General features: G+C 62.3%; 14 protein-coding genes. 4 read left to right on the top strand and 10 right to left on the bottom strand.

The features are described 5' to 3' along the window. Positions 1 to 19 precede the first annotated feature (19 nt). Entirely contained in the window at positions 20 to 2,449 is a 2,430-nt protein-coding gene (locus EK373_RS24425) for an FtsX-like permease family protein (RefSeq protein WP_129646855.1), read from the bottom strand. A 157-nt stretch (positions 2,450 to 2,606) separates the two neighbouring features. On the opposite strand from EK373_RS24425, the gene EK373_RS24430 reads away from it, so the two are divergent. Further along, positions 2,607 to 3,860, top strand: coding sequence for an alpha/beta hydrolase (locus EK373_RS24430; protein WP_129646857.1), 1,254 nt, complete (start codon positions 2,607 to 2,609; stop codon positions 3,858 to 3,860). A 53-nt stretch (positions 3,861 to 3,913) separates the two neighbouring features. Here the strand turns inward: EK373_RS24430 and roxB are convergent, their stop codons facing one another. Genes roxB through EK373_RS24445 form a run of 3 tightly spaced genes read right to left on the bottom strand, consistent with a single transcriptional unit; the run spans position 3,914 to position 8,677 of the window. After that, positions 3,914 to 5,959 carry a rubber dioxygenase RoxB gene (gene roxB, locus EK373_RS24435; protein ID WP_129646859.1) on the bottom strand — a complete coding sequence of 682 codons (2,046 nt, stop codon included), beginning with the start codon at positions 5,957 to 5,959 and terminating at the stop codon, positions 3,914 to 3,916. A 49-nt stretch (positions 5,960 to 6,008) separates the two neighbouring features. Next, complete coding sequence (locus tag EK373_RS24440; protein WP_129646861.1) at positions 6,009 to 6,473, bottom strand: (2Fe-2S)-binding protein; 465 nt, start codon at positions 6,471 to 6,473, stop codon at positions 6,009 to 6,011. Continuing rightward, on the bottom strand, positions 6,473 to 8,677 hold the full coding sequence (locus EK373_RS24445) for a xanthine dehydrogenase family protein molybdopterin-binding subunit (RefSeq protein ID WP_129646863.1): 2,205 nt from the start codon (positions 8,675 to 8,677) through the stop codon (positions 6,473 to 6,475). The genes EK373_RS24440 and EK373_RS24445 overlap by 1 nt, the downstream gene beginning before the upstream one ends. 202 nt (positions 8,678 to 8,879) lie before the next feature. On the opposite strand from EK373_RS24445, the gene EK373_RS24450 reads away from it, so the two are divergent. After that, positions 8,880 to 11,312, top strand: a complete 2,433-nt coding sequence (locus EK373_RS24450) for a TonB-dependent receptor (protein WP_129646865.1) — start codon at positions 8,880 to 8,882, stop codon at positions 11,310 to 11,312. A gap of 11 nt (positions 11,313 to 11,323) precedes the next feature. On the opposite strand, the gene EK373_RS24455 is transcribed toward EK373_RS24450, so the two are convergent. Continuing rightward, on the bottom strand, positions 11,324 to 12,070 hold the full coding sequence (locus EK373_RS24455; protein ID WP_129646867.1) for a helix-turn-helix transcriptional regulator: 747 nt from the start codon (positions 12,068 to 12,070) through the stop codon (positions 11,324 to 11,326). Positions 12,071 to 12,247: 177 nt separating this feature from the next. Here EK373_RS24455 and EK373_RS24460 point away from each other — a divergent pair, with 177 nt between their 5' ends. Further along, a complete protein-coding gene (locus tag EK373_RS24460) occupies positions 12,248 to 13,165 on the top strand; it encodes an oxygenase MpaB family protein (protein WP_129646869.1) in 918 nt (305 codons plus the stop codon). Then, a complete protein-coding gene (locus EK373_RS24465) occupies positions 13,162 to 14,754 on the top strand; it encodes a fatty acid--CoA ligase (protein ID WP_198683611.1) in 1,593 nt (530 codons plus the stop codon). The genes EK373_RS24460 and EK373_RS24465 overlap by 4 nt, the downstream gene beginning before the upstream one ends. Positions 14,755 to 14,766: 12 nt before the next feature. Here the strand turns inward: EK373_RS24465 and EK373_RS24470 are convergent, their stop codons facing one another. The 5 genes from EK373_RS24470 to EK373_RS24490 form a co-directional block, all read right to left on the bottom strand. Then, positions 14,767 to 18,729: a two-component regulator propeller domain-containing protein gene (locus EK373_RS24470; RefSeq protein ID WP_198683612.1), complete on the bottom strand. Its 3,963-nt coding sequence runs from the start codon at positions 18,727 to 18,729 to the stop codon at positions 14,767 to 14,769. Between the two features lie 189 nt (positions 18,730 to 18,918). Beyond that, positions 18,919 to 19,875, bottom strand: a complete 957-nt coding sequence (locus EK373_RS24475) for a pectate lyase (RefSeq protein WP_129646873.1) — start codon at positions 19,873 to 19,875, stop codon at positions 18,919 to 18,921. Between the two features lie 203 nt (positions 19,876 to 20,078). After that, positions 20,079 to 20,753 (bottom strand): hypothetical protein, encoded by a 675-nt coding sequence (locus EK373_RS24480; protein ID WP_129646875.1) that lies wholly within the window; start codon positions 20,751 to 20,753, stop codon positions 20,079 to 20,081. Between the two features lie 109 nt (positions 20,754 to 20,862). Continuing rightward, on the bottom strand, positions 20,863 to 22,284 hold the full coding sequence (locus EK373_RS24485) for an aldehyde dehydrogenase family protein (RefSeq protein ID WP_129647355.1): 1,422 nt from the start codon (positions 22,282 to 22,284) through the stop codon (positions 20,863 to 20,865). Between the two features lie 5 nt (positions 22,285 to 22,289). Continuing rightward, positions 22,290 to 24,743: a TonB-dependent receptor gene (locus tag EK373_RS24490; RefSeq protein WP_129646877.1), complete on the bottom strand. Its 2,454-nt coding sequence runs from the start codon at positions 24,741 to 24,743 to the stop codon at positions 22,290 to 22,292. Between the last annotated feature and the right edge of the window lie 30 nt (positions 24,744 to 24,773).

Here is a 24,773-nt window from a genome sequence, read left to right on the forward strand (position 1 = left end):
AGGAACTTCGTCGCAAGAGTTATTCGTACCGCAACGCTGCGGCCGGTCGCCATCTTGCGACTAAATAGACGTGGGCGGCGACGGTCAACGCACCTATCAGCACCACCACGGCGCCGGCTGCAATCAACAGCCAGGCCTCGATCGACGCGCGCTGCGCGAACCCGTTCAACCACCGCTGCATCAGCCACGCTCCCAACGGCAGCGCTAGTACGATCGCCACCAGCACGGGGCGCAGGAACTGCCACAGCAACAGCCGCATGATCTCTTGCGTGCCTGCGCCCATGGCCTTGCGAATGCCGACCTCCTTGGTGCGCTGCTGGGCCGAGAACACGGACAAGCCAAACAAACCGAGAGAGGCGATGATCAACGCGATTGCGGTGAAGCTGTTGAACAGCCGCGCCTGTTGTCTCACGTCCGTGTACAGCAGCTCGTAATACTCATCCAGAAACTGGCTCTCGATGGGCCGCGGCTCGCCGATGCGTTGCCAGAGTCGATTGATCTGGGTGAGCGTTTCTGGGATGGTGCGGCCGTTCAACCGAGCACTGATCATGGCGAGCCGGCTCTGATCCACGAAGTACACCGTCGGCTGGATCGCTACTCGCAGCGAATCGACCGGAAAATCAGGAATTACTCCGACGATCAGATACTGGAGATTCGGCGACCATTCCTTGATTTTTATGATCTGCCCGACGGCCTCGTCGGGGCTCGCAAGACCGAGTGCGCGCACAGTAGCTTCGTTGACGATCAGTGCCAATTGTGCAGCGGAAGCCCCATTGGACGGCACGGCATCGGTACCGCGATGGCGTGAGAACAATCGACCGGCGAGCGGGTGCAGCCCGTAGAACTCGTGAAAGTCGAAGTCGACGGGCGTGAATTGCAGCGCTGCTGGTGAGCTGCCGGCACGCTCCGCGGTGAGTTGGATGGTTCCACGGTTGGTCGGTGCGGTATGTGAGCTGGTCACGGCCTCGACTCCGGCGACCTCACGCAGAGCTTCCTGGAATCCTTGCCGGACTCCAGCGTCTCTGAACGACAGCAGTAGCACTTGATTGCGATCGATGCGCAATCCTTCATTCAAAGCAAATCGGGTCTGGCGATGAATGACCGCGGTGGCCAGGATCAGCAGCACCAGGACGCCGAACTGCAGCACGACCAGCAGCTGCCGCACCTTGAAGGAGCCGGCGCTTCGCACCAGCCCGGTCTTGAGCGCATTGATGGGGCGGAATGCGGACACGAGCATGGCCGGATAAAAGCCCGCCGCGATGCCGATGATGAGGACGGCAGCAACGAGAGCGAGCGCGAGCGCCGGGTCTCGCCAGTACTCGAACTGAATCGTCGCTGTGACATCGCCGCCGGGGCTGCGATCCAGCAGGGCATTGAAGTAAGGCATGAGCAGCTCGACCGCGGCGATTGCAACCAACATCGCAATGGTCACGTGGATCAGCGACTCACCGATAAACTGCACCATCAGATCGCGCCTGCTCGCGCCCGCGACCTTGCGTACACCGACCTCGACCGCGCGTTGTGATCCCCGGGATGTCATCAAATTCACGAAGTTGATGGCGGCGATCACGACGATCAGTAAGCCGACGGCCGCAACCGCGTAGACCGTCTTCAGATCCCCAGGCGGTTTGAGTGGAAACTGGCCCGAGGATTTCAGGTGAATGTCAGCGATGGGCAGCACATCCACCTGGAGCTGGATGCCGGGCGGGAATTGCTGATGGCGATCGACCAGGCCGGCCATGCGCTCACGCAACGCATGCAGCGATGTCGACGGATCCAAGCTGAAATAAGTGTGCGCTTCGAACTTGCGGACGTTGAACTCCGGTAGCTGCTGCAGTTCCTGCAGCAGCCGCGCGTTGGATGCAATGGCGGTGAAGCTCAGATGCGTGTTGGAGGGCAGATCCTCTATCACGGCGGTGACGCGCATCACGGTGCCGCGGTCCAACTCCAAAGTCTTGCCGATGGGCGTGTCCTCGCCAAAGTATTTTCGCGCAGCCTGGCGGGTCAGCACGATGCCATCGGGCGTGCTCAGCGCGGTGGCCAGATCGCCGGCGATCGCGGGCAGCGCAAAGACACGAAAGAAATCCGGATCGGCAAAACCCACGGGCTGCTGCGCTTCGAATTCTCCGTGGCGCAGCGCTTTGCGGACGACCCACAGTCGACTGATCGCCTGGATCTCGGGGAAATCGCTCTGAAGCCAGTCCGAAACCCGGTGATAGGCAGTGCTGAAGGGCGCGGCGGGCGCGCCGGGCACTTGCCGCGTCATCGAGACGCGATAGATATTCTCGTGACCCGGGATCAATCGCTCGTAGCTCAACTCCTCACGTACGTACAAGCCCGCGAAGATTCCCGCCGCCAGTCCGATCGCCAGGCCGACGATGTTGATCGCGGCGTAAAGGCGATTGCGCGACAAGTTGCGAAGCGCCGCGCTCAGATAGTTTCGCCACACGGACTGTCCCCATCGATCTGCTCAGTGCTCGCTAGTCTAAGCGGCCGTGTCGTATGATCAAATCGTGTAAGGATCAATCGGTTAGCAGCAACGGGGAAATCCGGTGCGGGCCTGAGTGTTCGAAATCGAACAGCTGCGTGCAGGGAGAGGGGATTCGATGCGTAAGCAAGTCACTCGCCGTTGGGTCCTTCAGGGCGCGACCGGTCTCGTGGCAGCGCCTGCATGGGCCGCGAGCCTGGCGAAGGACGAGCCAGGGCCGGCGCTGAACAACTCGGTCCTCTACGGGCAAAGCTCATTGCCTGTGGGCATTCGCTCGCGTCGGGTCGACAACAACAACGGCGCCACTCTGCACATTCTCGAAGCGGGCTTCGCATCGCCTGGCAGACCCTGCGTCGTCTTACTGCACGGCTTTCCCGAGCTCGCATACAGCTGGCGCTGGCAATTGTTGCCCTTGGCCCGCGCCGGCTTTCATGTGATCGCGCCGGATCTGCGAGGCTACGGTCCCAGCGCGCCCAGCCCAGTCGCGTTTCATGACGATCCGGCGCCGTACTCCATGCTCAATCGCGTCGCCGATATCTTGGGATTGGTTCGTGCACTGGGCTACGAGAAGGTCGCTTCGGTGGTTGGGCACGATTGGGGAGCCCCCACTGCGCAGTGGTGCGCGCGCTTGCGGCCGGATGTTTTCCAGTCGGTTGTCTCAATGAGCACGCCGTTCCTGGGGACAGCGAGCCTTCCGCTCCGCTCAGCCGACAAGCCGCGACCCGGCGTAGCTGCGACAGATGTCGACAAAGAGCTCGCCGCGCTTCCGCGTCCTCGCAAGCACTATGCAACGTACAGTGCGAGCGAAGCAGCCAATGCGGATATGTGGCATGCCCCGCAAGGTGTCCACGACTTGCTGCGAGCGATGTATCACTTCAAGAGCGCCGACTGGAAGGGCAACAAGCCGCATCCGCTCAAGTCATGGAGCGCGACGGAACTCGCCCAGATGCCCGAGTACTACATCATGGATCTCGACAAAGGAATCGCCGCAACCGTGGCGGCGGCGATGCCGTCGAAAGCGCAGATCGCTGCGTGCCAGTGGATGACCGAAGCCGACCTGACCGTGTACAGCACAGAATTCATCCGCACCGGGTTCCAGGGCGGCCTCAATTACTATCGCATGGGAATGGGCCTGAATCTCAAGGCCTTTGCCGGCCGAACGATCGACGTGCCCGCCTGCTACATCGGCGGCGCTAGTGAGTGGGCCGTGTATCAGACGCCCGGCGCCTTCGAGGGAATGAACAAGGTGTGCACGCGGTTGCACGGCGTGCACCTGGTGCCCGATGCAGGGCATTCGCTAGCCGAAGAACAACCCGAAGCGGTCAATCGACTGTTGCTCGATTTCCTTCGGGCAACTGTCGCGAAGTCGTGAAGATCGAGACGAGCGCCCCGATGCGCTCGTCTCTGCCGTTGCCTGCGCGAAGATCACAACGTCTTCATATACTCGATCAGAGCCTTGCGTTCGTTATCCGTGAGCACGGAATTGAACGTGTGGCCGCCATTGCCCTGGCCGAACATATAGCTGTTATAGATCTTGCGCTCTTCGATGTCCGAGTTGGTGATGGTCGGCGGGAACAGCACGTTCCAGGCCAGGATCACGTTCCCGTACAGGTTGGTGAGCAAGGCGTCATACCACGAGAGCAGCAGACCGCTCTCCGGGTCGCAGCGTAGATACTGCGATGGGATCGGGTCCAGGAGCGACGGGCGCTTGCACTGGACCGCGTCATACTTCCAGCCCACTTTCGTCGTGTCGAAGGCCGCCATGCTGGTGTCGTAACCCATGATGGCGCGACCGGTCTGATCCCAGCGCGGTGTCTTGGACTTACGCTTCCAAAGCGGTTTGCGATCGGCAGGTTTCAGCAACTCCCAGAGATTCGGCACCGAGCCGTTGTGCATATACGGCGCTGTCGCCCACACGCCGTACAGCGGCGGAGCCAGATAGCCCAATTCGCGATTGCCGCGAAGATCCGAACGGTTTTGCGGGCCGCAATCGTTGGCCGTGCCCGCTGTCGTCGGATACCCAAAGAAATTATTGGCGCCCGCGATCTGCACGGCTTCGTTGTTGGTCCGTTGTCGCACCACATCCGTCTGAATGATTCGCTGCGGAGTGATATAGGAGGCCATGCCCTCGAGTGCAGGCGTCGCCAGGAAGGCTGGATCGTTCACGTAACGCGGCGCATAGGCGCCGTGGCAACTTGCGCAAGAGCCGTTGCCTTCATTCGGCTTCGGCACCGGGTTGTTGCGGTTCGAGGCCCACAGGTTGAGAGTATGAAACAGCACTGCACCTTCTTCGGCGAGCGTGGTATTGATCGCCGCGGGATACGCAGGCGCCTTCAGGGCTTCGACCCACGTGTTCGCATCCGGTCCGTGTGCACGCATCCACGTTTGCCCGGCTTCGGAAAGCGGTCCGCCGAGCGAGCCAAACAGACCGAAGGCCGGTGTGTAGAACACCATGTCGACGCGCGGCGCATCCATTGGGAACACACCATCGACGAACTTCACCGGACGATGGCCCATGTTCCACCACGCCGGCGTGTCCATGGATGCCGTCGAGCCGGAGGCGAGCACCCCGAGCGCGGTATCGATCGATATCAACCCCTCATCCGGAAACAGGAAGGCGAGATTGATGTCACTCGCATTGTTCGTTCCGCGAGTACGGGTCAAGTTCGCAAGCGACGCGAGCGAGGGCAGATAGCCCAGAGGCACGGCATCGCGCAGGATCAGGTGCAGGTCCTGGAGACTGCTGCCGCTTCCCGGGGTCTGCACGCCATTCGCAGATCCGCTGTGACAGGCATGACAGGTGATGCCGATGCGTCCACTCCATGAGCCGTCGGGATTGCGTAGCTGAGTGAACATTTCCGGCAAGCGACCGGTGCCGCCATTGGTGCGGTTCGGATCTTCGAAGGGTTTCGGATACGGATTGCGTCCCGTGCCGAACGCCGAGCCATAACGTTCGGCGACCAGTTCGTCAAAGTTATCCGGACGCAGCAGGAAGCCGTCCCAGCTCATCCACAACGAGTTGTATTGAGCGGCAGTGAGCGTGGCTGCGCCGAACAGCGACTCGGCCGTTGTGGGATTGTTGCCGGTGAAGAGTGCAGCGACCGTGCGCGAACCGGTGTCGAGCAAGCCATCGCCACGATAGAAGCGTTGGCGCAGTTCGCCGCACGTCTTCGGGTGGCCTGCTTCTTTCACTGCCACTGGATCGGTGTGGCAGTCCTTCCAGAACGCGTTGAAGGCAACTGCACGACCGGTGCCGATGCCGGGCTGGACCAGCGATCGCGGATCCGGCGGCAATACCGCGGCGTCGGCTTTGCCTTCGCACCAGTCCCAGAGTTGCGAGCCGCCGCGGCTGCTCTTGATGAGGTCCGTGGCAGCTTGAGCGCCGGTCGCGAGACCGGCGGACAAACTCAGGACCATAAGAATGGAAGCGCGCGGCACCTTGGCACGCGCCCGGTGTTGGTCTGAACTCATTGGATCCCCCTTGGTTCGCCTCTGAACCGAGACTGGTTGTCGATCATCTTTATCCGATCGCGGCCGCGGCTCGTTTGATCGCAGCTCGAATGCGTACATACGTGCCGCAGCGGCAAACGTTCTCTGACATCGCGGCGTCGATCTCCGCGTCCGTTGGATTCGAGTTCTGTGCGAGCAGCCGAACTGCGGTCATGATCTGACCCGGCTGACAGAACCCGCATTGGGCGACATCTTCATCGATCCACGCTTGTTGAACCGGGTGCAGCACGTCGCCATTCGCGAGCCCCTCGATCGTGGTGATCTGTTGATTGCCGATGCTCTGGATCGGCACGATGCAAGGACGCGCGACGTTGCCGCCGATGTGACTCGTGCAGGCGCCGCAGATACCTACGCCGCAACCGTACTTGGGACCGGTGATCCCGAGCAGATCGCGCAGTACATACAACAGCGGCATGTCTGCCGGCGCGTCGACGACGCGTTCTTCACCATTCACCGTCAAGGTGTAAACGGGCATCAGGCGAACTCCTGAATCGGAAAGCGACGCGGCCGCGTGCCGGTGGCGCGGGCGTAAGCATTGACGCAAGCGGCAGCGGCCGCGGTGATGCCGAGTTCGCCAGCTCCGCCGGGCTCCGCTCCAGCTTCCGCCGGAAACACGTGCACCTCGGTGGTGATCGGCGAGTGGTTCATGCGTGACCAGAGAAAGTCACCGAAGCTGCCTTCCCGGATCCGACCGTCGTCGAGGTGATTGCCGGCGCGAAACATCGAGGACCAGGCATCGATCAACGAGCCCTGCATCTGCGCCGACAGGCCGCTGACGTTGACCGGCACGCCGACGTCGACAGCGCAGTAGGCTTTCAACAAGCGAGGCTCCGGACCGGTGGTGTCGATCTCGACCAGATAAGCCACGGCCGAGCGATACTCCGCGTGGATCGCGATCCCTTGCGCGTGCCCGGGCGGCATCCTGCGGCCCCAGGAACCGGCCGACGCCACGTGCCGCAAGCAACGCTCGGCGTTTGCTGAGTCGAGATGACGCAAACGGAAGTCGACTTCGTCGTAACCGCGCGCCCGCGCCATCTCGTCGATGAAGATCTCGTTGGCCGCGGTCATGACGCCCGAGTACACCGAACGCCAGCTGCCGGTGGGCACATTGAGCTCTCGCTCCACCAGCTTGGTGCTGGTGCTACCGAAGCGATAGGGCAGCGAGATCATGGTGACGAAGCCCACTTGATTGAACAGGTCGGGCACTACGTTGACGCCTGCAGCACTCAGCGCGTCGCCCAGCCCGTGCCTGAAGTCGTTTCTCGCCGCCGCCATGTGGTGTTCGAAGGAAAGCGTCGCACCGCCGAGCCACGATGCGCGGATCGCGCAACGAGACATCGGCCGGAACCGGCCATGTCGCATATCGTCGTTGCGGGTGCACATCAATTTGACCGGCATGCCGAGCGCTTTGGAGACTCGCGCTGCCTCGACCGCCACTTCACCAAACAAACGTCGGCCGAAAGAGCCGCCCGCGAAGGGCACATGGATCTTCACTTTCGATGCCGGAATGCCTATGGCTTGCGCAATCTCCGACGCGATGTAGTTGGGCGATTGAGATGCGTACCAGATTTCCGCGGACTGTCCGCGAACATCGGCTACTGCGGCCATGACCTCCATCATTGCGTGTGCGAGATACGGAAACTCATAAGTGGCGGTGAGCGATCCAACCAAAGGCAGCACCGGGGTCAGCGGTGTGTTGATCTGTTGCAGCGTATTGCGGACGTTGGCGTCGGAGATCCCGCGAACGGGACCGGGACGCCAGGTGATCTGAAGAGCATCGCGAGCATCGAACGCCTGTTTGAATGTTCGTGCGGTGACTGCGATGCCATTTGGCACAGGTACGATGCCGAGCACGCCGGGCATGGATAAGGCTGCGCTGCCGTTCCAGGAAAGTACCGTGCCTTTGATATCTGGAGCGCGAGCTACGACGGTCGGCATTGCGCCTGGGACATCGACATCCAACGTGTACTTCTGAGCACCTGTGACGATGTCACGGGCGTTCTTGCGAGGACGCGCGGTGCCCACCACCTTGTATTGACCGATCGACTTCGGTGTGACGGAAACCTGCGGGACCAATACCAGCGCCGCATCCGCTGTGAGCTCGCCATAGGTGGCGCTGCGCCCATCCGGGGCAATCACTTTGGATTGCGAAGTCCTCAAGGTGCCCGCACTGACATTCCAGCGACGTGCCGCGGCGGTGACGAGACGCGCGCGGGCTTGAGCGCTCAAACTGCGGACCGGACTCCAAAGTGCGCGGATCGCAGCGGAGTTGCCGGTGATGGAAAACGGCCGGTCTGCGCGGCGGTCGCTGAGTACTACGTCGGTTCTTGCATAGTCCGCGTCTAGTTCGTCAGCCACCAGCATTGCGAACGCGGTCGCGATGCCTTGTCCTTTGTCGAGTCGCGGCAGCTCGAAACGAACGCGGTTGTCGGCCGTGACTTCGAGCACGAGGTTGCTGGCGTAGGGCGTTTCGGCCAACGTAATAACATCGGCGAAGTCGAGGATCTCGCCCAGCTCGGGCAAAGAGACGGACGCCTCAGCCTCGTCGGCGCCGACGAACGTGCCGCCCACGATCAGCGTCGCGGACCCGCCCAGGATGTATTGAAGGAAGCGGCGACGAGTGGTGCTCGAGTCGGACGACGTGTCGTGATGCGGGTTTCGATCCGAACGTTGCGACACGTTTTGCCCCCTGAGCTGCAGCGATGGCGGCTATTTCCAAAGTTCCCTGCCGCGCCACCCATCCTAGCGAGGTCACCGCGGCCTGACTGCTATCAAGGTCAACAGCTGTGCGCCGGCTGCTCGAGCTGCCAACGTAGGGCCAGACCCATACAAAGATGACCATATAAAGACGAATAGTCACGGCGCCAGCCGCGGGGGAGTAATGCGTATTGGAATCGGAGCGGGTGTGAGTTTCGCGTCGCTGTTGTGGCTGGCTGCATTCAGCAGGACGGCCGGCGCTCAGGAATCGACGGTGGAGACGGGTGGAACGCTCGAGGAAATCATGGTCACCGCACAGCGGCGTGCGGAGTCGATCAACGAGGTCGGCCTGGCGATCCAGGCGTTCGATGCCGCCAGTCTCGAAGCATTGCGTGTCGACAGTGTCGCCGACCTTACCACTGTGGTCCCGAGCTTCACGGTGTCGCAGAGCTATCAGGGCGTGCCGACGTATACGATGCGCGGCATCGGCTTCAACACGATCAATCTCTCCGCCACTTCAACAGTGGGCACCTATGTGGACGAGGTGGCGTACGCCTATCCCATCATGAATACCGGGCCGCTCATGGACCTGGAGCGAGTGGAAGTATTGAAAGGACCGCAGGGAACGCTCTATGGCCGCAACACGACGGCGGGCCTGATCAACTTCATCACGGCGCGGCCGACAGACACCTTTGGCGCCGCTGTTACCGCCGACGTGGGCAACTATCAAAGTTATAACTTCGGCGGCTATATCTCCGGGCCGCTGTCGGAACGGGTGCAGGCGAGAATTGCCGTTCGCAGCGAAAACAGCGGCGAAGGCTGGCAGCGCAGCGCGAGTCGGGGCGAACGGCTTGGCGAGATATCGAAACATGGCGTGCGGGCGTCGTTAGCTATCCAGCCCGGCGACGGCACTCAAATCGATTTCTCCGCGACCTATTGGCGCAACGAGTCCGACACCGTGGCCGGGCAGGGCATCGGCTTCACACCGGCCACTGCGAACAGCCCGTTCAACGCGCCCGGGCTGGTGAACTTCATCCGCAGCAATCCGCCGAACGATGCGACGGGTGCGGACTGGGCGCCCGAGTCCCTGCGCTCGACCGACATCGGCATTGGCGCAGGGCTGACCGGGCCGCTGCGCGAGAACAATCCTTTCACGGGTTTGAAGCTGCGCATCGACCAGGATCTTTCCGACAGCGTCAAGCTGGTGTCCCTATCGAGTTACAACGAGTTCGAGCGCGACGCGCTGTTCGACTGGAGCGGCGCGCCCTATGAGATCCTGGTGCAAAAGGCGACAGGCAAGATCCGCTCGCTGGCCGAGGATCTGCACATCGAAGGAGAGACCGACCGCGTGAACTGGCTGGTCGGCGCCTACTACGCGCAGGACGAGATCCTCGATTCCAACCGGACGCTGCTCGGCCAGAACGCCAATGTGTCGTTGATCCGGACGGTGGGACTGCCGCTGCTCGCGACCCCGTTCAATTGTTGTGGCTACACGGCGGCCGACCTGGCGCGGTCGTTTCGCACCTATGAAGACGTGGGCAACATCGACACGGAGACGTGGAGCGTCTTTACCAACGCCGGTTTGCGCCTGAACGATCTGTTCAAGCTCAACGCGGGCGTGCGCTACACGGAAGATCGCCAGGACTATCGCGGCTGCTCTCGCGACTTCAACGGCAGCATGCTGCCGAACGTGAACGTGGTGAATCGTGCGTTGTTCCTGCAGAACTACGGGATCCTGAGCGCGCCGATCTCGGCCGGCCAGTGTCACACGTTCGATCCGGTCACCGGCACGTTCCACGAGATCGTCTCGACGCTCGATGAGAGCAACGTGTCCTGGCGCGCCTCGCTCGACTTCACCCCGGCGGATACCACGCTGATCTACGCGTCGGTGTCGCGGGGTGCGAAAGCGGGCACGACGCCAATCAATCCTGCGAACATTGCGCGACAGAACGCGCCTGTGAAACAGGAGTTGTTGACGGCGTATGAGCTGGGCCTGAAGGCAACCGGAGCCGGGCGCACCCTGCAGACCAATCTCGCGGCCTTCTACTACGACTACGAGGACAAGCAGATCGGCACCTATTTCGCCGATCCCATCTATACGGCGCTCACGCGCCTCGACAATGTGCCGAAATCCCAAGCCTATGGTGTCGAAGGCGATGTGACGTGGCAGCCCGTGTCGGGCATTACGATCGCAGGCACCGCGCTGTGGCTGCAGACGGAAGTGAAGGACTATGTGGGCACAAACGCTGCCGGGCAGCCGCAGGACTATGACGGAGCCGAGTTCATCTACAGCCCGGAGCTCCAGGCCAGTCTCTCGCTGCTTTATCTGCGTCCCCTCGGCAATGGGCTCAATCTCGAGATGACTTTGAACGGCCGCTATCAAGGCAAGTCGAACACCATCTTCGAGGATATCGATCTCTACAAAATTCCTGCGTACGGTGTGGCGAACGTCAGCGTCGGCCTGCGAGATGCGGAGGATCGCTGGTCCTTTACGCTCTGGTCCCGCAACGTGCTCGACAAATACTATTGGACTGCCGTCGCGAGCAACGCCAACGTGGTCGTCCGATTCCCGAGCCCGCCGCGGACCTATGGCGCGACGATCGGGCTGAAGTTCTGAAATGCGCGGGATCACAAACGCATGCTGATGAAGCCGAGAGCCGTCGCGTGGTGCACGATGCGTATCCGACCGCTCTCGCCGAGTTTGTCGCCGGCTTTCTTGAGGTGAAAGCGCACCGTGGGAATGGCGACATCGAGGATCATGGCGATCTCCTCGTCGGTCTTACCGGCGGCGGCGAGCTTCAAACATTGGATCTCACGGCGGGTGAGCCGGTAGGAACGAATGCTCGGCTCCCCGTGCATGGCGGCGTTGCAGGCGGAAATGAACCGCAACGCCAGCACGTGAAGATCGGCGGCGTGTTTATCGAACAGTTCGCGCACGTTGTCGCGAGGTTGGTCGGTTGCCCAGACGACAGCGCCAATCACGCTGCCCGGCAGATGAATCGGCGCGACGATGGCGCCGCGGATGCTCAACGTCATCCGGTTCTTCTGCCGTTCCAGCTCGGGGGCGATGTGCAGAGCGCGCCAGCCGCCGATTTCGCCGCGGTCGTAATAGAACGGTTCGGCGGTCCAGCGAATGATGGTGACGATGGCGTTTTCGAGCGCGAGGTCCGGCTGTAACCAGTATTCGCGAGCATCGGTGGCGAACTCGAACAGAGCGGCGACGGGGATGTTCCGGCCCACTGTCGCCGGGCGTGCGCTACTGATGTCCGCCCAGGTGGCGATCATCGGCAAGCCGATGGCGTGGCCGCGTGCGGCGATCTCGCGCGCCGTGTCGATGATCCCAGGCTCGAACGAGCTCGATGGCATCGCATTCATTTGCAGTCCCCCAACGCGATCATGCCGTTGCGGGGCTGGGGGGAAAGTCGTCCGTTCCGACGAACCGGGGGTGAGGGCCGGGTGGGGCCCCCTGTTTGGCTCGATAGTATTCAAAGCCCATGCCGGGCGGGTAAACGATGGGCAAGTGCGTGTTCACCGTTGAATGAAGGAAAGCAAATGAGTAACCCCGTCCGTGGCCCGCAGCGACGAGCGGTTCCACAAGTGGATTTTCTGAGCCCGAGCGGCGCCCCCGCCTTGTACGCGCCCGATTCGCTCGCCTGGCAGGTCTTCAAGAACCCGATCTCGCTGTTCATCGGCGGCATTACTGCCGTGCTGCTGGAGCTGGCCGAGGAACGGGTGCGTACGGGCGTGTGGGAACATTCGATCTTTCCCACCGATCCCCTGACCCGGATGCAGCGTACCGGGCTGATGACTCACGTGAGCGTGTATGCGCCGGTCGCGGTGGCGGAGAAGCTGATCGGGGGCGTGGTGGCGATGCACGCGCGCGTTCAGGGAACGACGCCGAAGGGCACGCCGTATCGAGCCAACGATCCCGAGTTGTTGAACTGGGTCCAGTGCACGGTGAGTTACGGCTTCATGGAAGCGTATGCCGCCTTCTGCCGACCCTTGTCGGACGCGCAACGGGATCATTTCTATCGGGAGTCGATGGCGTCGGCCCGGTTGTTTCTTGCGCACGGAGCGCCGCAATCCAGAGCCGAGCAACAGCAACAGTTCGAAAGAATGCAGCCCCACCTGGAGGCGCACCCGATCATCCTGCAGTTCCTGGATATCGTGCTGCGGACGTCTGCGCTGCCGTTGTTTCTTCGGCCGCTGCAATCGACTATGGTTCGCGCAGGCATCCATCTCCTGCCGGAGTGGCTGATCGAGCGGCTCGGTCTGCACGGCAGGCAATGGCAACTGAAGCCTTGGGAACATCGATTGCTCAGAACGCTCGGCGCGCTATTCGAGCGGGTGCCCGTTCCCAACACGGCGCCGACGTTGGCCAGTCGCCGCATGGGCTTGCCGGCCAACTATCTCTACAAGCGGTTCACGGCGACCACGGGGGACGGATCGATGGCGAGCGCTCGGCCGTGACCGATCGAGTGGACTACGACGCCATGCCGGTACTGGGCGACATCGTGCGCTATCACGCGCGGTATCGTCCCGAGCGCATCGCTGTCTCCTTTGAGAGCCGCGTTACCTCGTGGGGCGAGTTGGACCGGGCAAGCTGTCGGGTGGCGAATGCACTCAACGCCGCAAGTTGCCGGCCGACGGACCGCATTGCATACATCGGCAAGGGCACCGATGAGTTTTTCGAGCTCATGTTTGGCGCCGCGAAGGCCGGCGTGGTCCTGGTGCCCGTGCAGTGGCGGTTGGCGCTAGCAGAGATGCAACAGATTTTGCTCGATGCCGACGTTCGGATGGTGTTCGTCGGCAGCGATCAGTTCGACAAACTCGACGCCTTCCGTCAGGCGCTCTCAAGCGACGTAACCTTGATCGCAATGGAGCGAGGTAACGCGGACCTCCCACGGTACGCCGAGTGGCGCAACGCCATGCCGGTGTCAGATGCAGAGCTGCCCGTCGATCCGACATCGGTGGCGATACAGCTGTACACCTCCGGCACCACCGGCGTTCCAAAAGGAGTGATGCTCAGCCATCGAAACATTCTGAGCGGCCGGCGCGACGGCATGCGGACGGGCATGGCTTGGAACGAATGGCTGGAAGACGATGTGAACCTGGTCGCGCTGCCAGTCGGTCATGTCGGTGGCATCGCTTGGGCGATCGTTGGTTTCTACAGTGGCGCGAAAACCATCGTGCTGCGAGAGTTCAATCCTGCGCAGGTGCTCGAGGCGATCGAACATGAGGGCGTCTCGAAACTTTTCATCGTGCCGACAGCGTTGCACCAACTGCTATTGCAGCCCCGCGTGAGGGAAGTCGACTATCGACGGCTGCGTCATATTCTTTACGGCGCATCGCCCATTGCCAGCGACCTGCTGCGCGAGGCGACGCAGGTGTTCGGCTGCGGCTTCTGTCAGCAGTACGGAATGACAGAAACGGCCGGCACGATTGTTTTTCTTCCGCCCGAAGATCACATCGCTAGCGGCAGTCCGCGGATGCGCGCTGCCGGCAAGGCGATGCCCGGCGTGGAGATTCGCGTCGTCGATGCTCATAGCCGCGAACCGCTCGCGGCGGGTCAGGTTGGCGAAGTCGAAACACGCTCGGTCGCCAATATGGTGGGCTACTGGCGATGGCCGGCGGCCACCGCGCAGATCATCGATGAAGCCGGTTGGCTGCGCACCGGCGATGCAGGCTACATGGACGAGGAGGGCTATCTGTACATCCACGACCGGTTCAAGGACATGATCGTGTCCGGCGCGGAAAACATCTACCCCGCCGAAGTCGAGAACGCCATCTATGGACATCCGGCCGTGCAGGAAGTCGCGGTTATCGGCGTGCCCGACGAGAAATGGGGCGAGGCGGTCAAGGCCATCGTCGTCCCGAAGGCAGAGGCGAGCGCCGACGCCGCCGACATCATCGCTTTTGCACGCACTCGTATCGCTGCATTCAAGACGCCAAAGTCCGTCGAGTTCGTATCGGCTCTGCCGAAGGGGCCCTCGGGAAAGGTTCTGCGGCGTGTGTTGCGCGAACCGTATTGGGAGGGACGCGAGCGTCGAGTGAACTGAGCGATCGAACTCTTAGCCAGCGGCCGCGGCCGGCGGAATCGGTGATGCGCGTTTGATGACGAAGCGCGCGATCACTTGCTCGAGCTTGGCCGCGTCGAGCGGCTTGGTGAGATAGCCGTCCATGCCCGCGGCGAGGCAGCGTTCGAGCGTGCCGACCATGGCGTCGGCGGTCAATGCGACGATGGGTACGCGCTCTCCGGAGCGTTCTCGAGCACGGATGCGCTGACTGGCTTCGAGGCCGTCCATGATGGGCATTTGCATATCCATCAGCACGAAATCGTAATTCGAACGCGCCAACGCCTCGACCGCTTTCGCGCCATCGTCCACGATCTCGACTTCGCAGCCGAGCCGCTCCAGGAACCGACGCGCAACGCGTTGGTTGACTGCGTTGTCCTCGGCAACGAGCACTCGCACCCCGATGTCAGGCCGGGCCTGTTCAGCGGTAGGAGCGGCTTTGGCCGCCGCGATCTGATCATGCGCAGCCGCGGGACGCAGGGCGCGATCGATGCAATCGAGCATAGCGCTGGTGCGTACGGGCTTCGTCAAGTAGCCGAAGAACGTGCCGGCGGTCTCGCACTGAATGTCGCCGCTGCGATCGACTGGCGTGAGCAACACCAGCGGCAGGCCTGAAAGGTCGACCGCGCCACCAATTTCGGCGCCGAGCGCAATGCCATCGAGTGAGGGCAGGTGGTGATCGATCAAGGCGAGGTCGAATCGCGCCTCTGCTCGCAACATTTCCACGGCTTGCGCGCGATCGCTCGCCAACCCAACGTCGAAACCGGCGTGTCGCAATTGATCCGCAAAGGCCTCGCGCGCGCATTCATTGTCGTCGACGACCAGAATGCGGCCGGAGCGCTTCACGGCCGGCGCCGCCGATTCGGCAACGACCGGCAGCGGCAGGTTGAACCAGAAGGTCGAGCCCTGACCTTCGGTGCTGTTGGCGCCGATCGCGCCGCCCATCATCTCCACCAGCTTGCGCACGATGGACAAGCCCAGGCCCGTGCCGCCGAAGCGACGGGTCGTCGAGGTGTCGGCCTGAGTGAAGGGCATGAACAAATGGTCGAGCACGGCAGCCGCGATGCCGATGCCCGTGTCTTGAACTGAGAAGGTGACACCGCCCGCAGCGTCCCGACTGACATCGAGCACGACCTGGCCATGCTGCGTGAACTTGACCGCGTTACCGACCAGATTGAGCAAACATTGGCGGATGCGCATCGGGTCGCCGATCACACGCTTGGGCACATCGTGCCGTACGTGCACGATCAGGCGCAGATTCTTCGCCGCGGCTTGGAACGCCATGATGGCGCCGGCATCGTCGACCAGATCGCGCACCTCGAACTCCAGGCGCTCGATGTCGAGCTTGCCGGCCTCGATCTTCGAAAAATCCAGAATGTCGTTCAAGATGGTCAGCAGCGAGTCGGCGCTGGCGCGGAGCGTTTCGGCGTAGTCGCGTTGTGAGCGGTCGAGCGGCGTATCGAGCAGCAGCCCGGCCATGCCGATGATGCCGTTCATCGGCGTGCGGATCTCGTGGCTCATGTTGGCCAGGAAATGCGACTTTGCCTGCGTGGCCAGCTCGGCATCTTCCTTCGCTGCCGCCAGCGCTCGCGTTCGTTCCGCGACCAGGTTTTCCAGGCGTTGAGCGTTGCGTTTGAGTTGGCCGACCCGCAGGCGATACAACAATCCCGCCAGTCCCAGCGCCGCGCCGATGCACAGGAGCGCGAACCAGGTTGTTTGGTAGAAATGCGGCAACAACGTGAAGCGCAGCGTCGCCCCGGTGTCGTTCCAAACGCCGTCGTTGTTACTGGCGCGTACGCGGAAGGTGTAGTCACCGGGTGGCAGTCGGGTGAAGTACGCACTCCGACGCGAGCCTGCATCCATCCACGTGTCATCGAAGCCTTCGAGGCGATAGCGGAATTGCACCCGTTCGGGCACCGCCAGGCTGAGCGCGGTGTACTGCACCTCCCATTGGGTTGCGCCGGCCTTTACTCGCACATTCTCGGTGAGCGACAGCGGCTGGCCATCGACGATCAGCCCTTCGACGACCACCGGCGGCGCGATTGGATTGCCCGGGATTTCGCCCGGATCGACGCGCACGATGCCCCGAATGGTCGGCAACCACAGCGAGCCGTCCGGCATCAGCGAACCAGGGCGCGTGTTGCCGCCGTTGAACTCGGAAGTGCGCAGCCCGTCGGCGATGCCATAGCTGCGATAGGTGAGTGTCGGCGACTCTGCGGAAGCGAACGATTCCAGATCGTGCTGGGCGATGGCGAACAGGCCACGATTGGTGGTGATCCAGTAGGTGTCGTGTCGATCGCGCAGGATCTGTAGCACCGTCTCTGTCTGCGGACCGGCGCCACGAGCCAGGGAGATCGCCTTGCCATCGCGAATTCGCCCGAGCCCGCCGGTCGTGCCGAGCCAGAGCCCGCCGTGTCCGTCGTCGTGCATGGATAACACGCGGTTGCCGGGCAAGCCGTCGGCGGTCGTATAGGCGGTGACTGCGCCGTTTGCAAACATATAGAACGCGTGCGCATCCGTGCCGATCCAAAGTCGATGCTGCGTATCCTCGTGCAGGGCGCCAGTGGTGATCGCGCCCAATTTCACGATCGCCTCTGGCGTCGGCAGGCGCGTCCCGTTCTCGAAGATGTCGATGCTCTTGTCGGTCGCCATCACGATACGACCTTGCGAATCTTCGATGATCGCCTTGACCAGGTTGCCGGACAGCCCGGTGCGCTCGCTGTATTCGGTGATCTCGCCGTCCCGGTATCGATAGGCGCCCCGGCCTTGAGTGCCGACCCAGAGCGCGCCGGTGCGATCCTCGATTACGGTGCGGACGCGAACGTTCTCGATGCCGAAGCGCGGCGAGAGATATTCGAACTTGCCGTCGGCATAGTGGCTCAGGCCCGCATCGGTGCCGACCCACGCGTCCTGCTTCCGGCCCGGTGCAATGGTCCATGCCAGATTGCCGCGCAAGCCTTCGTCGAGCCCGAACGATGTGAACTTGCCATCGCGCAGTCGTAACAAGCCGCCGCCGTACGAGCCGGCCCAAAGACTGCCTTCGCGATCTTCGAGCAACGCGCGCACATCGTTGGAGGGCACGGCGCCCGAGCGCAGCGATGTGAGCTGGGCGCCAATCAGTCGAAACAGACCGCCGCCTGTGGTCGCGATCCAGAGGCTGTCGTCCCGGTCGCGTCGTAGCACGCGCACCGTCCCGCCGAGCTCTCGACTCAAGGGCACGCGCTGGAAATTGCTCGCGGTGCGTTTGTATAAGTGGCCTTCTTCGGTGCCGATCCAAATCGAGCCGTCTCGATCCTCGTGCAGCGCGCTTGCGTTGACCGACGATGGGACCGGAGAAGGCAGCGGCGCAGGGCTCGAGTGGCGGTTATCGATGCGCAATATTCCCTGCAGCGCCGTCGCTACCCAGAGCGTGCCGCTGCGATCTTCGAGCACGGCACGGATGCGGCCGGTCGGCTCGCGGCTGCTCAAGTGCACGAGTTCGACGGCGCCGGCGTGCTCGCGAAACAATCCTTGCTCGGTGGCTATCCAAACATCGCCGCGCTGATCTTCGATAATGTCGTAGATCGAAGCGGTCGCGAGCGGTGTCTGGTCGCCGATGGTCTGGAATTGCTGGGTGACCAGCAAGGCGGGGCCGGCCGAGGTGCCAATCCACAAGCGATCGTGGCTATCGGCGAGCAGGGCAGTGATCAGGTTGCTGCCGAGCTGTGGCGTGCTGCGCCGATCGAACACGACGAAGCGCACGCCGTCGAAGCGCGCCAGGCCTTCCTGCGTGCCCACCCACAAATATCCCTCGCGGGTCTGCGCGAGCGACATGGGAGAGTTCTGCGGCAGCCCTCTGTCGAGCTGCCAGCTGTCGAGCACGTATTGGCTCGGCATCTTGCTCGGCGTCAGGGACCATGCCGATCCTGGCATCAGGGCAATCCCTAGCCACGCCAAAGCCAGCAGGATCTGGCGCGACATAAGTCGCCTGCTCGCGTCCATTGGTGTTGTGGCGGGAGAGCGCATCACACGAAGTATCGGCCCGCCCGCCACGGGCCTGAGGAATCAATCAGCCTGGCGCCGCGTCGATCGCGTGGAAGTGTGAAGTCCGTCAGCCCGGCAAGCAGGCGCGCCGTGGGGCGGGGCCCCACGGCGCAAAACACTCCAAGCTCAATAGTTCGTATTGCCAGACTGAGTACAGCTCGACCACGGGCCGATACAGACCGTGCCGGCGTCGTGCAGCCGGCTGTTGGTGAGCCGAGCCGTGCTGCTCGAGCTGTCGGTGCGGAACACACCTTCATTCATATCGTTGATGTCGCAGCGGTCGAAAGTGACGTTGATCTGGAACGTGGTGCCGCCGTTCTGTCGCAGGGCCTTGCCGGCGCGATGAATGATGCAGTTACTCACATTCAACGTGGAGGCGGCATTGATCTGGAAGAACTTGTCGTCGGCGTCGTAGCCTTCGATGTTGCGCACCGTGGTGGTGCCCGAAGACTTGATGGTCATCGCGTCCTCGCCGACGTTCATCCAATAGATGTTGTCGAGCACGGCGCCGTTGTAGGTATGGATGCCATCCGCGCCGTTGGTGCCGATCACGATATTGCGCAGGGTTGCACCGTTCTCGACTCTGAACACCGGCTGCTGACCTTCGGACTGACTGCCATCGCCGAGCGCCGAGCCGGCATTGAAACGCTGGCAACCGCCGTCGTATGTACCGCTCGTTACACGGATCGTTGCATTCACCGTGGTCTGCGCGCCGCCGGTCCCGCACGACGAGCCCGAGATCGTTCCACCGCCGCTGCCGCCAGAGGGAGTGGCCGAAGCCACGTTGGAATTCTCAGCGACGCCGCTGACAGTGTTCTTGATCCAGTAATAGTAGGTCGTGCCGCCGCTCACGCCGGTGTCGACATAGTTGCGTGTGCTGGAGCTCACGCTCGCGATGCGCACCCGTCCGTTCGGGTTCGAATCCAGATCGCGATAGATTTCTTGGGTGACGGGCGTGCTGCCGGAATAGGACCAGTTGAGCGATACCTGGCCACTGCCGGCCGATGCCGTCAGGTTGATGGCGCCCCAGGATGTGCTCGCTGCCGCCAGCAGTAATCCCCCGAAAAACAACTTGCGAATCATTGTCCATCTCCTATCCGTTGGATGTTTGGAACAAAGAAGATCCTGGCCGGGCGACGCTGCGGGCTGCGAAAACAGCTGCGGAACGACAGGCGCAAGAACACGATTGCGTGCTGATCCTTCGAGCACACACGACTATCTCCGACCTGGATTGGCTACCGGCGGCCAGCCCCCTGACACCGGTGTCAGGACCGTACAATCACCCCTCAGCGATATGTATACGTACAAGGTGCAGCGGAACGGTGACGGAGTGTCTGGACGTAGCAGCACGTCAAGCTCAGCACCAGCATCTCACCGCCGTCCTCCACCAGAGCCGCCAGGGTGTCGAACATCGTGTTCGTTAGCAGCCGATGTATCGTGTCGCCGCCAACCGCGAAAACCAGCAACATGATCAGCAGCAGGAGCAGATCGGCCGAGATGGCGCGCGCCATTGGTGAGCTGCGCATGTATGTGAGCACCAGAACGGGCGTGAGGACCACGGCGCCAATGGCAGCATAGATCAGCTCGCCGAAGTCTCTGCCGCGCAGGCCGCCGAAATCGGGGAGGTGCGCCCACGCCGTCATGCCCAAGCCGAAGCGCTCGTGAATGCGCATCGAATCGTCGAGCAACAGGAATCCAAACACGCCGATCCACATCAATAGCACCGGCAGGCGAGTTCTGTGAAACGAGTAGGCGAGCGCGAGCACGATGGCGCCGTACTTCAGATACTGAAACATCTCGCCGAAGCCGCGATCGTATCCGATGGACCAGAGCTCCGAGGTGAGCAGGCCGGTGTGGACGTGCAGCCAGTGCAGGGCCATGAACAGCACGTCACCCCCGATCAGGGCAGCCAGCATGTTGCGAGAGGCGGCACCCGAGTGCCGGAAGGAATCGTAGATCACCGTGTAATTTTAGGTGATCGCGCCTCTTCGGCAATTATGAATAGCGTCGCTCGTTGGCGACCGACGTTGTGCTCTCAACACGTTCAGGGGAAACGATCAGGGAAATCGCTCACGTCACATACTTGATGAGCAATTCGCTCAGTCGACGTTTGCGCGCATCGTACGGAGGGAAGAGCAGTTCCAGCGCCGACAGCGGGCCGGCGGCCATCACTGCGCGCTCGTGCGAGAACGCCTTGAAACCGAAGAAGCCGTGGGCATTGCCGATGCCGGAGGTGTTGACGCCGCCAAAGGGCAGATTGTGTTGCGCGAACTGCTGCAAGCACAGATTCACGCACAAGCTGCCGGAGCTCGTGTTCGTTTCGATCGCCTGGACCGTGCGCTCGCTCTTGCTCCACACGTACAACGCCAGCGGTTTCGTGCCCGCATTGATCTCCGCGATGACAGTGTCTAGAGAATCGAACGTGAGGATGGGCAATGCCGGGCCGAAGATTTCTTCTTTGCGAATCTGGGCCGCCGGCGGCACGTCTCGCAGCAGCGTCGGCCCGACATAGCGGGCATCGGCGTCGGATTCGCCGCCAAATGCGATTCGACCGCCCGCTTGCACAGCATCGTCGATGAGTCGAGCGACGCGCTCTGCGTGGCGACGGTGGATCATGCGCGGAAAATCGGCGCTGGCCTTGATCGCGGCGTCGGTCTCGCCGTAGCGCTGGGCGATGGTGCTGCGACAGAGCTCGACAAAGCGATCGGCGACATCACGGTGCACGTACACATAGTCCGGAGCGATGCACGTTTGGCCGGCGTTCACCATCTTTCCCCAGATGATATGTTCCGCGGCCCCGCCCAGATCGGCGCTCGCATCCACAATGACAGGCGATTTGCCTCCCAGCTCCAACGTCACCGAGGCAAGATGGCGAGCTGCCGCGGCCATGACGATCTTTCCAACAGCGGGTGAGCCGGTGAAGAAGATGTGGTCGAAGGGCAATGAGAGCAGGGCGGTGGCCGTTTCCGCCGCACCCTCCACGACGGCGACCTCGTCGGCCGCGAACACCGCGCCGACGATGTCTTTGATGACGCGATTGGTGTGAGGCGTGAACTCCGAGGGTTTGAGAATCGCCGTATTGCCGGCGGCGACGGCAGAGACCAGCGGCCCCAGGGCCAGGCTCAACGGATAGTTCCAGGGACTGATGAGAAGGCAGCGGCCCTTCGGCTGATACACCACGCGCGAGCTGGTCCCGAGTGTCGCCATCGTCGCGCCGATCCGATGCGGCTTCATCCAGCGCTTCAGTTTCCCGATGGCGTGCTTCAGTTCGCCAACCAACGGCAGTACTTCGGTGAGGTTGGTTTCGGTCGGATGCTTGCTCAAGTCACGATGAGCGGCTTCCAGCAGCGCGTCCTTGCGCTCCAGAATCGCGGCGAGCAGCTTGGTGAGTTTCAGGCGCCGCTCGGCAACGCCTGACTGTCTCAGCCTGAGTGCCGTGGCTGCCTGGGACTCGAACAACCTGGCGACCGAATCATCCACCGGCGACTCCATGGCTTTCAAAACGAGACCGTCGCTTCCACGCCCCACTGGCGTGGCTCGGAGATGGACGCGAACGGCGTGCCGAACGTGTCGGCCGTGAGCCTGTTGATGCCCGTCACGTACTGATCGTCCAGCACGTTCGTCACGTAAGCCGCGAGGCCGAAGGTGTCGCTTGCACTGGTCCAGGCGAGTCGCATGTCGAGGCGCTCGGTCGCTTCTCCGACCTTGAAGACCGACTGCAGCGCGCACGTGCCTTGTCGCTCGGAATCGGCGTTACAGCGCGACTTGCCGCGATACGCGAAGCGGCCGGACAGCTCCACATCGCCCGTGGCGCCGAGTGCCCATCCATAGCTCGCACCGAGTGCCGCGCTGAGATACGGCTCACCGGTCGGCTCGCCAGAAAGATCGAGCGGATCCTCGCCGCGCGTCAGCTTGTCCTTGAAGGTCGCATCGATGAATGCAACGTTGGCATAGAGCCTGAACTGGTCGACCGGCCGCCACTGTGCGTCAACGTCGATGCCCCACGCCTTCTCGTCGCTGGTATCGATCACGTACTGTGGGATGTCGGAGCCTTCGATGTCGTTGGCCAGCGCGATCGACTGTTTGTTTTCGTAGATGTAGTAGAATACCGAAGCGTTCAGGATCACGCCCGCGTCCGGGAACACGCTCTTGAAGCCGGTCTCGACGTTCCACACGTCCTCGTTCTCGAACTCCGAGCCGACCTCGGTGCTGTTGTAGCCGCCGGCCTTGTAGCCCTTGGCGAGCGAGCCGAACACCATGACGTTCGGAACGACTTTGTAGTCGAGCACCAGGCGCGGGCTCACGTCATCCCACGAATCCTTCTTGGTCAGGCCGCCGGGCGGTGTGTCCACCTGGAAGATGATGTCCGAGAAGCGGTACGCCTCGGGCGGAATCCCCAAGACCGTGAAGAAAGGCAGCTCGATTCCCGGGACGATTACATCCTCGAGTCCCGCGACGACCGCGTCGAGCTCCGGAGTCTCGTGCGGGCCATTGATCCACGTGAACTCTTTCGAGTCGTGCGTGTAGCGCAGACCGAAGGTCAGGTTGGTCTTGTCGTTCAAGTGCCAGATCACGTCGCCGAACGCCGCGAACGCTTCGAAGTCGCCCTTGTTGTACATCGCTTCCCGCCACGGCATGCCGAGCATCGTGACGCCGAACGGCTCGAGGAACATGCTCGTGCCGGCGTACAGCGGGAAGGGGTTGCCGAGCGGGTCGACGATGTTGAGCTCTTCGAAGATGCCGAGGTTGAGCCCGAGAGTATCGATGCCGTCCGTGAACGTGTGGGTATCGCTGATCTGTTTGGCCTTCTCCTTGTAGTAGCTCACACCGCCAACCCAGTCGATCGCATCGGTTCTACCGGAGAGCTTGAACTCCTGATAGAAGCTCTCGTTGTCCTCGATGTTGGCTGTGTCGAAGTACACGCCGATCAGATTCGTGCCGTCCTCGTCTTCGCGATTAACCGTGTCGAACTGGCGCCACGAAGTGCTGGAACGGAAGTCGACCGCGCCGAAGCTGTGATCCACGAACAGGTTCACCTGGTCGAGCTGACGCGATTCTTCGTTGCCGATCACGTCGTTATAGACCGGCGCCTTGCGAGGATCGAGATAAGTGGCGGGATCGGCCGGGAAGGGGACCTGCGTCTGCCCCGTCGAGATGGGAATGAGACCGATTGCGGGGCGTGCCAGCTGATCGAGGTCGTCATGGTCCCAGGAGAGCGTCGCGCTGGTCGCGTCAGAAATTTTCCAGCGTAGCGCGACGCGGCCGGCCCAGTTCTCCTCGGGCATGAGGTCCTGGCCGGTGGCCGCGTCCTCGAGCCAGCCATCGCTCTTGTTATAAACGCCATTGATGCGAACCGCGACGTTATCGCCGAGCGGAGTATTCAGCATGCCTTCGTAGTACTGCTTGCCGTACTCGCCGACGCGCACGCGCAGTAACGAGTGGAACTCGTCTTCGGGTTGGCGGGTGACGATCGAGATCGCACCGGCGGCGCTGTTGCGCCCAAACAGCGTGCCCTGCGGGCCTTTCAACACTTCGATGCGCTCGATATCGTTGAATGCGAGCAGCGAGGCGCCGGAGCGAGCTGCATAGATGCCGTCGACATATACACCCACGGCTGGATCGGTACCGACGCCGAAATCGCCGGTCTGAATGCCGCGAATCTGGTATCGCGGCTGGGTCGGGCTGCCGTCCGAGATGACCAGGCCCGGCACGAAGCCATTCAGATCGCCCATATTTTCCGCTGCAACGTCCTGGATCAGCGCGCTGTCCACGACCTGGATTGCGATCGGCACATCCTGCAGCGACTGTGAGCGGCGCTGCGCCGTCACTACAATTTCCTCGACGCCGGTGGCTTCTTGCGCCGAGGCAGCGCTGGTCACTGCGGCTGCGAACGCCGTCCCCGTCAGCACCGTGGCTACCGCATACGCGAGCTTGTTCTTGCGATTGATCATGAGCCTGTCTTCCTCTGGCCAGTCATTAGT

Origin of the sequence: Peristeroidobacter agariperforans, assembly GCF_004138335.1 — a bacterium.
Classification (GTDB): Bacteria; Pseudomonadota; Gammaproteobacteria; order Steroidobacterales; family Steroidobacteraceae; genus Steroidobacter; species Steroidobacter agariperforans.